Consider the following 14,199-nt stretch of genomic DNA (forward strand, 5'->3'; position numbering starts at 1 on the left):
GCCGATCTATCTTTTATTAATGCTTAGTATAAGTTGTGTTTTTTACGTATGAACCTGTTTCGCCGCGGAGTAAATCTCCATCAGTCGAAGTAATGATATCATTTGTAACACCGTTTGCGATTGTTGTTGAGACTAATTGCAAGAGATCATTTACTTCACCTTGCGACTGCTTGAACTCTTGAACAATTGGAACCGAGTCAATATCAGCTTGAATTTTATCGATTTTACCTTCAATGATAGAAAGTGCTTTTTCCTTGCCGTATTGTTGGAAATTGACCGCTTGCTTTTGAAGTGATTTCAAACTCGCAATATTTTCTCGAATTTTTTGGTTTTCGTTAATTTGTGCTTCTGCACGCTTGAAGAAATCAACCTCTTCAGTGTTTGCAATCATAAGTGCAATTTCCTTCGACTTCGCAATAATTTCGTCTTTTGTATACTTCTTATCCATTAAATCATTACCTCTTTCTTTTCTACAACGCCGATAAATTCGCCGTCGAGTGACCATGTTTTGGCTTCTTTTATTTTTACATACACGAGTTGACCTGTTATTGATTTGGGACCTCGGAAATTAACAAGCTTACTTTGTCTTGTATATCCAGAGAGGACTTCCTCATTTCGCTTACTTTCACCCTCAACTAGCACTTCTACGATTTGTCCCTCAAATCGCTTCAACGCTTTTGCGGAGTATTCATTAACAAGCTTGTTCAATCTTTGAAGTCGTGCTTTCTTTACATCCATCGGTATATTATCTGCCATCTTTTCAGCGGGTGTTCCGTCACGTGGCGAATAAATATAAGTAAATGCAGTTTCAAAACCAACTTCTTCATATAAGGTTATCGTCTCTTCAAATTGCTCATCTGTTTCATTCGGGAATCCAACGATAATGTCCGTCGTCAATGAAACATCTGGTATCGCAACTTTTATTTTACGAACAAGTTCGAGAAACTCTTCTCTCGAATAAATTCTGCCCATAATCTTCAGCATAGACGTTGAACCCGATTGTACAGGAAGATGGATATGTTCAACAAGATTACCGCCTTTGGCCAGCACTTCAATTAAATGATCATCGAAATCTCGTGGATGACTAGTTGTGAAACGCACTCTTGGAATATCGATTTTACGCAAATCGTCCATTAAATCACCAAATCGGTAGTCAAGATCTTCAAAATCCTTACCATAGGCATTAACGTTTTGTCCTAGCAACGTTATTTCCTTATAGCCTTGAGCCGCCAGCTGTCTGATTTCGAGAATGATATCCTCGGGTCTTCGACTTCTTTCTTTCCCCCGCGTATATGGCACGATGCAATATGTACAAAACTTATCGCAACCGTACATAATGTTCACCCACGCTTTAATATCCCCGTGTCGAACTTTCGGAAGGTTTTCAATAATGTCACCTTCTTTGGACCATACCTCGATAACCATCTCTTTCGACATATAAGCCTCATGAATAATATTGGGCAATCTATGAATATTATGTGTCCCAAAAATCATATCGACTTGATCATATGTTTTCAATATTTTATTGACGACAGATTCTTCTTGCGACATACAACCGCACACGCCGATTAATACATCGGGATTACGCTGTTTTAGTGGTTTTAAATGACCAAGCTCACCAAACACCTTGTTTTCCGCGTTTTCACGAATTGCACATGTGTTTAGCAAAATGATATTCGCATCCTCAACTGTGTCAGCAACTTCGTACCCGAGCACTGTAAAAATGCCGGCTATTACCTCAGTATCATGCTCATTCATTTGACAACCATAAGTTTTAATAAAAAACTTCCTACCTACACCCATCCCCTGGAATCGTTCGTCGATTTCGAAGTCATCGAAGTATGCGATTTCTTCTCCTCCACGTTTTCTTGCCTTTTTCAAGGATGGTTCTGTATAGACCGTTTCGAAGTATTGGCTATAATCTTTTTCTGTTTCGCCTACATTATTCTCTAAATCCGGCTTTATGCGACCACCGTTTACACGCTGTTCTTCACTCATAAATTAGGAACCCCCTCCTACCGTCTTTCGGGAACTATGTCATACATTGTTCCATTATACTGAACTAGTAGGTCGCTGTACAAGAAGAGGCATATAATTATCGTTTTGTTGGTTATTTGTCACACTCTTGCAACATCATAAATCAGGCTTATTTGCATCTCTGCGCGCATAGCCTTCCCACCTAGCAAAGGCGTAAATATCGTAAGTAACATATTCTTCAAAAAGAAAAAACTACAGGGATGGCCCCATAGTTTTCCTACTTATTTAATTTCGATTCCAGCAGCGCTACGCATTCGTTTTTCGACGAGCAATTTCAATGCCGTCCGTCCCTCACCATTAATGGTGATATCGGTGAAAGCAGGTGCACATGTGAGATCTGCCCCACTTGGTGCGACAAACCCCCGTGCGATCGCTATCGCCTTAACCGCTTGGTTTAATGCTCCTGCCCCTACCGCTTGCATTTCTGCGTATCCTTGCTCTCTAATAACTGCGACGAGTGCGCCTGCGACAGAATTTGGATTCGAGCGAGATGAGACCTTCAATGGATTCACCATTATTCCTCCTTGTTTTTCGATGTCTATGGAACGGATACGTCCATAGCCCATCCTATGAACTAGAGGATTCGTTTAGACTCACGTCAGCCTTCGAATGGATTATCATCATTAATCAATATTCGTTCAACGTGAAGCGCTTTTCCAGTTTCGTCATCAAGTTCAATATACAAACCGCCTAGCTGTGTGCGGCCATTCTTCGGTACTTCAAAGCGGACAGGCATATTTGTTTGAAAACGATAAATAACATCTTCTTTTTTCATGCCCAATATTTCGTCGTAAGGCCCCGTCATGCCCGCGTCTGTTAAATAAGCAGTTCCTCTAGGCAGTATCCGTTCATCGGCCGTCTGGACGTGCGTGTGCGTCCCAACAACCACAGATGCCTTCCCATCTAGATGCCAGCCCATAGCTAATTTTTCACTTGTTGCTTCTGCGTGAAAATCGACAAAGACGAGTGGCGATATTTCGCGAGCTTCTTCAATTAGTTCATCTGCTTTTGCGAACGGATCACCGTGTGGAGGCAAAAATGTTCTCCCGTGTAAATTAATTACAGATAATGTGACGCCATTTTTGGAAATGGTTGTCATTCCACGACCTGGTGCTTCATCTGAAAAGTTAGCTGGGCGAATTAAATAATCGGTGTCATCAATAAAATCATAGATTTCTTTTTGATCCCATGTATGGTTTCCCATTGTCATTACATCAATTCCTGCACGTAGCAGGTCGTCAAATATCGCCTTAGTAATCCCTCTCCCCGCGGCTGCATTCTCTCCATTCGCGATCACAACATCAGGTGAATATTTTCGTTTTAGACGTGGTAAGTAACGAGATACCATCTCTCGCCCCGGTGAACCAACGATATCTCCAATAAATACTATTTTCATAAAAAAGACCTCTTTCTGTTGTAAACTCAATGCTATATAGGTTGAACAAAAGAATGTGACATTCAGTTGATTGGAGTGGAGAGCGGCGACTCCTGTGGGATTAGCAGGGAGAGAGGTAGTTCACTCTCTCCTAGGTGAGACCCCGCAGGGAGCGAAGCGACTGAGGAGGCTCAGCGCCCGCCCCACGGAAAGCGTCAGGGAAAGATTGCACTGTAACTTTCCGCACTGTCCGCTCGGAACGGAAATCAACGGGTTGTCCAAGTACCCGGTATATTTAGGATCTTCACTTCAACTCATATATATTGAATTTCTGTTTTTTAGTTTGTTGACTTTCTACTTCTTTTAAACGGAAAAAGACCCCCGGACCGAAGGTACGGAGGTCTTTTATCATTTTGCGTAGTCGACCGCTCGTGTTTCACGGATGACTGTGACTTTAATGTGACCTGGATAATCAAGTTCTTCTTCGATTCTTTTTCGAATGTCGCGAGCTAGACGATGCGCTGTAATATCATCAATTTGATCGGGACGTACGATAATTCGTACTTCTCGACCTGCTTGAATCGCGAACGACTTCTCAACACCCTCATAAGATTCTGAAATCTCTTCAAGCTTTTGCAATCTACGAATGTAGTTTTCAAGTGTTTCACTTCTAGCACCTGGTCTAGCCGCTGATAATGCATCCGCTGCCGCAACAAGTACCGCAATAACAGAAGTAGCTTCAGTATCTCCGTGATGGGAAGCAATACTGTTAATAACAACAGGGTGTTCTTTATATTTTGTTGCTAGTTCGACACCGATTTCAACGTGACTTCCTTCAACTTCATGGTCAATTGCTTTCCCAATATCGTGAAGTAGTCCTGCGCGTCTTGCAAGCGTCTGATCTTCACCAAGTTCGGCTGCTAAGAGCCCAGTTAAGTACGCAACTTCTGTTGAGTGTTTTAATACGTTCTGTCCATAACTCGTACGGAAACGTAATCTACCAAGAATCTTAATGAGATCGGGATGAAGATTGTGTATGCCCATATCGAATGACGTTTGCTCACCTGTTTCACGAATAAGCTCGTCCACTTCGCGTCTAGACTTATCTACCATTTCCTCAATTCGTGCTGGGTGAATTCGCCCATCAGCAACAAGTTTCTCAAGTGCTAGACGTGCAGTTTCTCGCCGCACCGGATCGAATCCTGATAATACGACTGCTTCTGGTGTATCATCAATAATTAAATCGATGCCCGTCAGCGTTTCAAGTGCCCGGATGTTACGTCCTTCACGGCCAATTATGCGGCCCTTCATTTCATCATTCGGTAAGTTTACTACAGATACTGTCGTTTCGGCAACGTGATCCGCCGCAAAACGCTGTACCGCTGTTGAAAGTATTTCACGGGCTTTTTTGTCAGCCCCTTCTTTCGCTAATAACTCTGACTCTTTCGTCATAACAGCAATATCCGTTGCTAGTTCTTTTTCAACTTCCTTGAGAATAAGCTGTTTTGCTTCTTCCCGAGTAAGTGCAGATATTTTTTCAAGTTCCGACTCTTGAGCCGTAACAAGCTCTTCAGCTTTGCGTTCCATCTGTTCAACATGCTGTTGTCTTCCGGTAAGCGCTTCTTCCTTGCGCTCCAGACTAGATTCTCTTTTGTTTAGACCATTATCTTTGCGGTCAAGATTCTCTTCCCGCTGTAAATGACGGTTTTCCTGCTTTTGCAGTTCCGACCGTCTCTCGCGGATTTCAGCTTCCGCTTCAATTCTCAGTTTGTGAGTTTCATCCTTCGCTTCTAAAAGTGCCTCTCGCTTCAATGCCTCTGCTTCACGTTCAGCCTCTTCGACAATCGTTTCAGCCGAGTACTTGGCACCCGTCACTTTTGATTCGTTCACTTTCCTATTAACAAAATAGATAACAACGACACCGACACCGAAACCGAGCAAAGCGAAGAGGATTTTTTCCACTAACATCCTGGTCACCTCCTCCTGCTATTCTTTTCATTTTCAGTCGACACATATATTAACGTTCAACATACTGTCTAAATCAATTTATTTATTGAAATGCAATTATACAATTCTAATTGTATCTATGAAAAAATGACATGTCAAGGAACACAAGTGCTATGCGCTTGTAATAATCGGCTAATTAATAAAAAAAGATCCATCCTCACTAGAGGATGAACCAATTTACTAATTATTTCTCTTCTTCATCGAGTAAAAGTGCAAGTCGTTCCGCTTCTTCCTCTTCATCTAGTTCCTCTGGTATTTCAACCTGATCACCTAGACCATACGATGCGCGGATTTTTTGGTCAATCTCTGCTTTAATGGCTGGATTCTCCATCAAGAATTGCTTTGCATTTTCACGGCCTTGGCCAAGTCGTTCGCCTTCATATGAATACCAAGATCCGCTACGCAGAACAACCCCAGCATCCGTACCAAGATCAACAATCTCACCCTCTTGAGAAATTCCTAGTCCATACATAATATCAACTTCTGCAAGACGGAATGGTGGTGCAACTTTATTTTTAACAACACGAATTCGGGTTTTATTTCCTACGATATCATTACCTTGTTTAATCGCTTCGCCACGACGTACATCAATTCGAACAGATGCATAGAATTTTAATGCACGTCCCCCCGGAGTAACTTCAGGGCTACCGAACATTACGCCAACTTTTTCACGAATTTGGTTAATAAAGATTGCGTTTGTTTTGGACTTGTTAATAGCTCCAGATAACTTACGAAGTGCTTGGGACATAAGACGTGCTTGTAGTCCAACGTGAGATGCACCCATTTCGCCTTCAATTTCAGCTTTTGGAACGAGTGCTGCAACAGAGTCAATAACGACAATATCAACTGCACCACTTCGAACAAGTGCTTCACAAATTTCAAGAGCTTGCTCACCTGTATCAGGTTGTGATAGTAGAAGTTCGTCAATGTCGACACCAAGTCTTTTCGCGTACTCTGGGTCAAGCGCGTGCTCCGCATCGATAAATGCAGCTGTACCGCCAGCTGCCTGTGCCGCTGCGATTGCATGAAGCGAAACTGTCGTCTTACCAGAACTCTCTGGTCCGTAAATTTCAACAACGCGTCCTCGTGGGTATCCACCCACTCCTAGTGCGATATCAAGTGCAAGCGATCCACTTGATGTTGTTGATATATGTCGATCCGTCTTTTCTCCAAGTTTCATAACGGACCCTTTACCGAATTGCTTTTCAATTTGTTTTAATGCCATATCTAAAGCGGCTTTACGTTGCGTCAAATATATTTCCTCCCTAAACTATTTTCCTGTTTTTCTTTCTGTCTATATTATACCTCTTTATTTCTAAATACACAACAAAAAAGCGAACATTCATTCGAGTGTGTTGTGATAACTAAATTATGCGCTGAGAATCAGGGGCACCTTTGATTTTTAATTGAGAATACTGTTCTAAATCAAATTTTGAAGGCTTTACCTTTTCAGCTCTTTAATTAGATAATAAAGTGCAAATCGTGCGGCGCGAAGTCGGTTGGCATTTCTTGTCCCTGACAAATCCAGTTTATATGTAACTGGAGTTTCGTCTGGCAAAACAATCCCTATCCAAACAATACCAACAGGTTCACCGTCATGCGGAGTAGGTCCCGCTGCGCCTGTAATTCCAACACCAACACTTGAAGTGAATTTTCGCTGCACGTTGACAGCAAGTGAAGCCGCACATTCCTTACTAACTACCCCGTACTCCCCAAGCAAATTTTCCTCTACCCCAAGCTGCGTAACTTTTACATCGTTATTATAAACAACAACACCACCAACAAGAGATGAACTAACACCTGGTTGGTTTGCAAGTTCAGCCATAAAGAGACCCGCCGTTATACTTTCAGCTGCCGATAGCGTGAAACCTTTTTTCTTTAATAACTCCATCGCTTTCGAAGACAATGTATCGTCATCCATGCCATAAATGTAATCCCCGACAATGCCACGAATTTCCTCTTCAACTGGATCAATTAATTTGTTTGCTTCTCCAACCGAGCCTGATTTTGCAGTAATTCGCAATGTAACCGCTTCTGCTGTTGCAAGTGGCGCAACTGTTGGATTTGACTGTTTTTCCAATATAGGTTGAATTAGATGTTCAAGTTCAGCTTCGCCGATGCCATAAAATTTAAGAACGCGTGATGTGATGACTTCCTGCTTACCTATTACGCCGAGTAGATAAGGTATTGCCTCATCAACCAGCATTGGTTGCATTTCATGCGGTGGCCCTGGAAGAAGTATGTAATGTATTTCTTCATTCTTCACAGCCATTCCTGGCGCCATGCCTGTCCGATTGTCTAATACAATTGCCCCTTTGAGAACAAGTGCTTGCTTCTTATTGTTCTCCGTCATTTCACGGTTAGTACGTTTGAAATAGTTTTCAATGTATTGAAGCGCTTCATCATCGTTGACTAGCGATGATCCTATATGGCTGGCGATAGTTTCTTTCGTCATATCGTCTTTAGTTGGTCCAAGTCCACCGGAAAAAATTAAGACATCCGCACGACTTTCAGCGATTTTAATCACATCCTGAAGTCGATTTGGATTATCACCAACCACAGTGTGATAATGTACATCGACACCAATTTCGGCTAGTCGTGAAGAGATGAACGTCGCATTCGTATTGGTAATTTGGCCGAGTAATAATTCGGACCCAACTGCAATAATTTCAACTTTCATAATTACATCTCCCCTTACATTGATTCAAGCAATGGTTTTCTGTTTTTATAAAAGTAGTCCGCACCTGATAACACAGTGAACACTAGTGCGATATAAAGTAAAATCGTCCCCATTGGTACGCCGATTGATTCGAAATAAATATTATTAAACAACAATGATATAACTGCCGCAATTTGTGCGACTGTTTTAATTTTACCTAGCTGATTCGCAGCGACAACTTCCCCGCCGCCCGCTAGAATTAAGCGCAAGCCAGTAACTGCAAATTCACGGCTAATAATGACAATAACAATCCACGATGCCGCTGTTCCGTATTCCACAAGGATAATTAACGCAGCAGAAACTAGTAACTTATCTGCCAATGGATCAAGAAATTTCCCCAGATTTGTTACAAGGTTATATTTTCTTGCAATGTATCCGTCTAGCCAATCAGTCATTGAAGCGAAAATAAATATTAGTCCTCCAATTAACTGGCCAGTTGCTATCTCTGTATTTAATAAAGTGACACTTCCAAAACCAAAATCAACAAGCATGAAAATCATGAAGATGGGAATAAGTAACATCCGTGAAACAGTTATTTTATTAGGTAAATTCATAAAAAACACCTTTCCTCTAAAAGTATACTTTGCGCTATTCTATCCTATAGGTGACAACAGAACTTTAGTTTTGCCTACAGGGTCTTCCTTGAACTTATATTTAGGATGTTACAAAGAAAATAGTCATCTAATTAGATGACTATTATTCTTTCTCGTATTCAATAACAATATTTTGTGGAATGCTATCTGATGCATATTCAAGGAGTTCACCATTCACATAAATCTCCGTTGCCGCTGGACGTCCCACGCGAATTCTAACTTGTCCAGTATCGCTGACATCCAAAACTTCCGTTGTCTCCCCCGCTTTCATGACACGGGCACCTTCTGTTCGTTCTGTACGCTCACTATCCAAAACACCAATCCATGAGTCACCGCTTGTTTTAATCTCAAGCTGAAACTTATCAGAGGACGATAATGAATATGTAGAATCCTCTCCCACAATGCTAACATGCTCTAGCGCCTGCTCTGTCGTTGCAGGCTCTTCTTCTGGTTCTTCCTCTGCTTCTGCTTTTTCTTCAGCTTTCTCCACGTCTTTATCGCCTTCCGGGGTTTGTTGATCCTGTACTGTTATTGGATCATTCCCATCGACTTTTAAATCACTTACCTTTGACGCATTATGTTGATATAAAAACCACATAGCTCCAAAAATGACAATAATAAACAATGCAGCAATTATTTTCGGCATAACTTCAGTAAGTTGACTATTTCCCCTTGAACTGCCTCTTCTAGATAAATTAGGCGCAACAGGAGCTCGTTGTGTATCTTCAGTAGGCTCAATCGATCCTGAGCTTTCTCGATAGAGTGACAACATTTCTTCAGCATCTAATTCAACAGCCTCAGCATATTGCTTAATAAATGCACGAACATAGAATGACCCTGGCATCGAACCAAATTCTTCATTCTCAATACCCGCTAGATATCGCTTTTGTATCTTAGTTATTGCCTGTAAATCGTCTAATGTGTAGCCTTTATCTGTTCTCGCCTCTTTGAGTCGATCACCTAATCCGGTCACCAAAAACACCTGCCTATCAAAGATTAAAGATGTCGAATCCGCCCATTGACCCACGTTCAGGCATCATGTGGTTTTTCTCCATCATTTCGTATGTAATTTCTTGATCATGTTCTGTTCGTAACTCAATAATATAGTCGAAGTCTTCAATATTGTACTCAGAATGTTGAACAAAAATATCGGGATGTTCGACAACCTTTACCGCTGGGATTCGCATCATCTCACGAACCAGTTGTAAATGCCTCTCGTCTGGTGCTTTACGCGATACAATTCCATCAAGTATAAATATGTTATCTTTTGAGAACTCGTCTCCTGCAAGTGTGTTACGAACTGTTTGCTTAATCATAGTTGAGGATAGGAAAATCCATTTTTTATTTGCACAGACGCTCGCGGCTACTACAGACTCCGTCTTTCCAACACGGGGCATTCCCCTTACTCCAATCAATTTATGGCCTTCTTCTTTAAATATTTCAGCCATAAAGTCAACTAGAACCCCAAGTTCATTGCGAAGAAATCGGAATGTTTTCCGATCTTCAGTGTCTCGTAATATATAGCGGCCATGTCGCACTGCAAGTATATCGCTTAGTTTTGGTTCACGAATTTTCTTTATCTTTATCATTTCCATTGTTGAGGCAATCTGTTCAAAACGTTTAATTTGTGCATCGTCATCTGTTGTAAGCAGAAGTCCTCGATGTCCACCGCCAGCAGACTCTTCAAGTCCACCGTCAACGCTGTTAATGGTCGTAATATTGACTCGCAACATACCGAGTAATGAGGCGATATCTCCAAGTAGCCCTGGACGGTTCACTTGTATTTCATATTCGAGGTACCATTTTCCCATTCGACACACCCCTTCCCTTTACTAAAGGACGTCAAAAAACCTATATAGTTTCATAATAGCGGATTCAAACCGTTAAGAAAAGTAATAAAGCGAAAAGATGGCGTTTTTAATCGATTTTCGTTCATTCCCGATTAAATATGCCACCCACCATTTACTTTTAGTATTTCACCTGTCATATAATCCGCTTTGCCACTTAATAGAAATTCAACTGCATCCGCAACGTTTTTCGGTGTCCCGACCGTCATAAGCGGAATTTCATCAATCACCATTTGTCGTTCATCTTCTGGAATCTCATCGTTCATGCCTGTTTCTATCCAACCAGGTGCTATGGCATTCACGCGAATGCCTGCATAAGCACCCTCTTTTGCATATGCCTTAACAAATGCATGTTGTGCACCTTTTACAGCGGAATACATCACTTCTCCCGCCGCACCAGTGTTGCCCCATATTGAACCGATAAAAACTACGTATGATTTATCGACGTTTCGCAATTTTGAGGAAAGGAGTCCTATAAACTGCGCAGGATTTTGCATATGTACTTTCCATAGCGCATCCATGTCATCTAATGTGGTTTCCGTCAACAATTTGTACATAGATTGCCCATTTGCAACAACGATTGCAGATACTTTTTGAATTTGTTTTGCAAGATCTTGTGCGCCGCTCTCAATTGAAAAGTCTCCTTGAATTGTTTTGAATTCAAGGAGGGGATATCCTAGACATAGTTCCGAACGGAGTTCATTCGCTTCAGCTTCATCTGAGTTGAAATGGATATAAAGAGACCAGCCATCAGCGGCGAGACTGCGACAAATTGCTTGCCCAATCTCGCCTGATGCGCCGAGCACTACTGCGTAACGAATGTTATTCTCCACTTTTTTCTGCCGGAACCACTGTGAATGTTGTATGGCCTTTATCATCACTAAAAGCAGAAAACGCCTCTTTTAAATCCGCTAGTGTCATTTTCTCTAGCGTTGGAACGATATCAAATAGATTCATCTCGTTAAATGAATACCTTGTAAACTGATTCGCAATAAATTCAATTGAGTTTAAAGAACGCATGAATTGCCCGATTTTCCGTTTCCTAAGACTATCCAGCTCTTTGTCAGTTATGGACCACGAGTCGGCCTGGCCTTGAACTGTTTTTCTAATTGCAGCTTCTAGAACTTTTGGATCTTCTGTATCGGATATGATTAGGGCAAATCCGAATCCTTTTTCGAGCGAGAAAGCGTATGAATAAGATTCATCAATTATCCCTTCTTTGTAAGCATCCGTGTAAAATTTAGAAGACCTGCCAAATAATATATCCATAACTAAATCTGACGCAAGTTCTTGTTTGAGCATTTCCTCACCTTGAACGTCAGTTTTCGTACATTTCATACCAAACGACAATTTCGGCTTTGTGACGTCCATCGTAAGTGTTTCTGCTGGTATTGCGGCAGTTGTAGGCTCTTCAGGGAACTTCCGTACAACTTCCTCAGGCTCTTTAAATGTTTTTTCGTTTTGGTTTTTCTTAATAAAGTCCATCATTTCTTCTGGATCCACTGCACCTACGATAAACAACACCATATTTGACGGATGATAAAACGTGTTATAGCACTCATATAGATGCTCCGCAGTTATATCATCAATTGACTCTACTGTTCCTGCGATATCGATTTTTACAGGATGTTCATGGAACATGTTTTGAATCGCACCGAAATACAAACGCCAATCAGGCTGATCATCATACATCGTAATCTCTTGTGCAATAATTCCTTTTTCTTTTTCTACAGTTTCTTCTGTAAAATAAGGTTCTTGCACAAAATCAAGAAGCACTTCTGTATTTTCATATAGCTTATCAGTCGCAGAAAATAGATATGCCGTTCTTGTAGAGGAAGTAAATGCATTCGCAGATCCTCCTAAAACGCTAAATTTTTGGAAGACGTCCCCTTCTTCTTTTTCAAACATTTTATGCTCCAAAAAATGAGCGATGCCGTCTGGAACAGTTACTTCCTCACTTTTTCCATTTGGAATAAATGTCCGATCAATTGAACCGTAGTTCGTTGTGAATGTTACATATGTTTTAGAGAATCCACGTTTTGGCAATATAAAAACTTCTAGCCCGTTTTCTAGTTTTTCATTGTAAAGCGTTTCTTGTAATGTTTCAAAATGTACTTTATTCATCTGTAACAGCTTCCTTCCCCGACAGCAAATATACAATTTCTAAGTTAATAGTGGCTGCCATTTCTTTCACGTCGTCCTTCGTCACAGTATCCCATTTTGAAATGAGTGATTCCGCAGTAAAGTTTTCGTCCATTTCTTTAAATTGGTCATACACTTCAATTTGTCCTCTAGCTGAGTCAAATGCGCCTTTGAGGCTGTTTTTTAACAGCGCTTTTGTTTGATCCATTTCAAGGTCTGTAATGTCTCCATTTTGAAGGACTGAGAGTTGTTCGTTAATGAGATTTACTGCTTTTTCTTTTAGTTCCGCATCAATTCCCGCCATGACATAAACAAGACCATAGTGAGATGCATAAGAACTTGACGCGTAATAAGCCATGCTTTCTTTTTCCCGCACATTCACAAATAGTTTACTATGGGAAAAACCACCAAATACTCCATTTGCTACTTGCATTTTAGAATAATCAGGATGTTTAAACGTAATTGGCGTACTAAAACCCAGATGTAGTTTACCCTGTTTCATATCCTGCTTTTCACTGACATCCTTTAGTTTATCCTCTTTTACCGTCTCATCCGTTTTAAATGCCACTTGCTTACGGCCAGTTCGTGCACTAAAGTTCAGAACTGCTTTTAATTTTTCAGCAATTTCTGCTTCATCGATATCCCCAACCACATAAATGTCAATCTCATCTTCAGTCATCATTGATTCGTACGTCGATAAAACCGTTTCAGGCGTGAGCGCTGCAACTGCATCTTCTGTACCGTCCGAACTTATTGATGCTGGACTATTTGGACGTAAAATATTAAGCATACGCATTTGTGCATAACTTGTTTTGTTATCATATTGTGAACGAATTCGTTCTATAACCGATCTTTTTTCACGGGCGATAATGTCTGGGTCAAATTTTCCTTCATCCATATTCGGGTCAAATATAACCGTTTGGATCAAGTCGATTGCCTCGTCCAGAACACCAACATCAGAAAGGTATTCATCATTCACACATTCAACGTTTAAAGAGAAAATGTGTGAATCACCGCGCTTCGCAATGTTTGTGTAAAGAACAGTTCCGTACATATCATCCAATTTATTGCGTAATTCACTTTGTGTACGATACTTTCCGTTTGAATCTTCTAAGACATTTGCTAAAACTGCACGTGCAGCTGCCGTTTTTGCATCTAAATCACTTTTCCATTTCACCGCAAAATTAACGGTTTTAAATTGATCTGACTTACGTGTATATAACGTAACACCTTGTTCTAACTGAATTTTAGTAAACATCCTAACACCTCTGTTTTAGTTAATATGTGGCTTCCTCACTTCACTATACATTCCATGTTCCACCAGTTGCAAATTACTGAGAAAGAAAAAACTGCCTAGATCCAATTTTCCAGACCTAAAGGCAGCTTTTCTTTTCATATAACGTCAAGAATTATTAATTCAAGGAGGACCTTATAAGCGCAACTAGGACCTACAGGATGTAGGTCCTAGTTGCGACAGGA

Annotated in this window: 13 protein-coding genes; all 13 read right to left on the bottom strand. The window is 40.9% G+C overall.

Annotation, left to right across the window (positions count from 1 at the left end; all coding sequences use genetic code 11):
* Positions 1-16: 16 nt before the first annotated feature.
* The 13 genes from KSU66_RS00640 to yfmF all read right to left on the bottom strand — a co-directional run bounded on the left by KSU66_RS00640 (position 17) and on the right by yfmF (position 13,978).
* Positions 17-448: a RicAFT regulatory complex protein RicA family protein gene (locus KSU66_RS00640; protein WP_269049475.1), complete on the bottom strand. Its 432-nt coding sequence runs from the start codon at positions 446-448 to the stop codon at positions 17-19.
* On the bottom strand, positions 448-1,998 hold the full coding sequence (miaB, locus tag KSU66_RS00645) for a tRNA (N6-isopentenyl adenosine(37)-C2)-methylthiotransferase MiaB (RefSeq protein ID WP_269049476.1): 1,551 nt from the start codon (positions 1,996-1,998) through the stop codon (positions 448-450). The genes KSU66_RS00640 and miaB overlap by 1 nt, the downstream gene beginning before the upstream one ends.
* A 260-nt stretch (positions 1,999-2,258) precedes the next feature.
* On the bottom strand, positions 2,259-2,549 hold the full coding sequence (locus KSU66_RS00650) for a stage V sporulation protein S (RefSeq protein ID WP_269049477.1): 291 nt from the start codon (positions 2,547-2,549) through the stop codon (positions 2,259-2,261).
* Positions 2,550-2,635: 86 nt separating this feature from the next.
* Entirely contained in the window at positions 2,636-3,433 is a 798-nt protein-coding gene (locus KSU66_RS00655; protein ID WP_269049478.1) for a TIGR00282 family metallophosphoesterase, read from the bottom strand.
* Positions 3,434-3,820: 387 nt separating this feature from the next.
* Positions 3,821-5,380 (bottom strand): ribonuclease Y, encoded by a 1,560-nt coding sequence (gene rny, locus KSU66_RS00660; protein WP_269049479.1) that lies wholly within the window; start codon positions 5,378-5,380, stop codon positions 3,821-3,823.
* A 223-nt stretch (positions 5,381-5,603) separates the two neighbouring features.
* Positions 5,604-6,671 carry a recombinase RecA gene (gene recA, locus KSU66_RS00665; protein ID WP_269049480.1) on the bottom strand — a complete coding sequence of 356 codons (1,068 nt, stop codon included), beginning with the start codon at positions 6,669-6,671 and terminating at the stop codon, positions 5,604-5,606.
* Between the two features lie 189 nt (positions 6,672-6,860).
* A complete protein-coding gene (locus KSU66_RS00670) occupies positions 6,861-8,099 on the bottom strand; it encodes a competence/damage-inducible protein A (protein ID WP_269049481.1) in 1,239 nt (412 codons plus the stop codon).
* Between the two features lie 14 nt (positions 8,100-8,113).
* Positions 8,114-8,692: a CDP-diacylglycerol--glycerol-3-phosphate 3-phosphatidyltransferase gene (gene pgsA, locus KSU66_RS00675; RefSeq protein ID WP_269049482.1), complete on the bottom strand. Its 579-nt coding sequence runs from the start codon at positions 8,690-8,692 to the stop codon at positions 8,114-8,116.
* Positions 8,693-8,834: 142 nt separating this feature from the next.
* Positions 8,835-9,704, bottom strand: a complete 870-nt coding sequence (locus KSU66_RS00680) for a helix-turn-helix domain-containing protein (protein WP_269049483.1) — start codon at positions 9,702-9,704, stop codon at positions 8,835-8,837.
* 16 nt (positions 9,705-9,720) lie between these two features.
* Positions 9,721-10,542: a DUF3388 domain-containing protein gene (locus KSU66_RS00685; RefSeq protein WP_269049484.1), complete on the bottom strand. Its 822-nt coding sequence runs from the start codon at positions 10,540-10,542 to the stop codon at positions 9,721-9,723.
* Positions 10,543-10,673: 131 nt separating this feature from the next.
* A complete protein-coding gene (ymfI, locus tag KSU66_RS00690; RefSeq protein ID WP_269049485.1) occupies positions 10,674-11,411 on the bottom strand; it encodes an elongation factor P 5-aminopentanone reductase in 738 nt (245 codons plus the stop codon).
* On the bottom strand, positions 11,401-12,702 hold the full coding sequence (gene yfmH / locus KSU66_RS00695; RefSeq protein ID WP_269049486.1) for an EF-P 5-aminopentanol modification-associated protein YfmH: 1,302 nt from the start codon (positions 12,700-12,702) through the stop codon (positions 11,401-11,403). Before yfmH ends, ymfI begins: the two co-directional genes overlap by 11 nt.
* Complete coding sequence (gene yfmF, locus KSU66_RS00700; RefSeq protein ID WP_269049487.1) at positions 12,695-13,978, bottom strand: EF-P 5-aminopentanol modification-associated protein YfmF; 1,284 nt, start codon at positions 13,976-13,978, stop codon at positions 12,695-12,697. The genes yfmH and yfmF overlap by 8 nt, the downstream gene beginning before the upstream one ends.
* Positions 13,979-14,199 lie beyond the last annotated feature (221 nt).

This window comes from Sporosarcina sp. G11-34 (assembly GCF_026931025.1).

What these genes read in the sequence shown, in the direction of transcription:
- pgsA (WP_269049482.1), bottom strand. Translation starts at nt 8,692, where the DNA reads ATGAATTTACCTAATAAAATAACTGTTTCACGGATGTTACTTATTCCC.
- KSU66_RS00670 (WP_269049481.1), bottom strand. Translation starts at nt 8,099, where the DNA reads ATGAAAGTTGAAATTATTGCAGTTGGGTCCGAATTATTACTCGGCCAA.
- rny (WP_269049479.1), bottom strand. Translation starts at nt 5,380, where the DNA reads ATGTTAGTGGAAAAAATCCTCTTCGCTTTGCTCGGTTTCGGTGTCGGT.
- KSU66_RS00640 (WP_269049475.1), bottom strand. Translation starts at nt 448, where the DNA reads ATGGATAAGAAGTATACAAAAGACGAAATTATTGCGAAGTCGAAGGAA.
- yfmH (WP_269049486.1), bottom strand. Translation starts at nt 12,702, where the DNA reads ATGAATAAAGTACATTTTGAAACATTACAAGAAACGCTTTACAATGAA.
- KSU66_RS00655 (WP_269049478.1), bottom strand. Translation starts at nt 3,433, where the DNA reads ATGAAAATAGTATTTATTGGAGATATCGTTGGTTCACCGGGGCGAGAG.
- KSU66_RS00685 (WP_269049484.1), bottom strand. Translation starts at nt 10,542, where the DNA reads ATGGGAAAATGGTACCTCGAATATGAAATACAAGTGAACCGTCCAGGG.
- miaB (WP_269049476.1), bottom strand. Translation starts at nt 1,998, where the DNA reads ATGAGTGAAGAACAGCGTGTAAACGGTGGTCGCATAAAGCCGGATTTA.
- yfmF (WP_269049487.1), bottom strand. Translation starts at nt 13,978, where the DNA reads ATGTTTACTAAAATTCAGTTAGAACAAGGTGTTACGTTATATACACGT.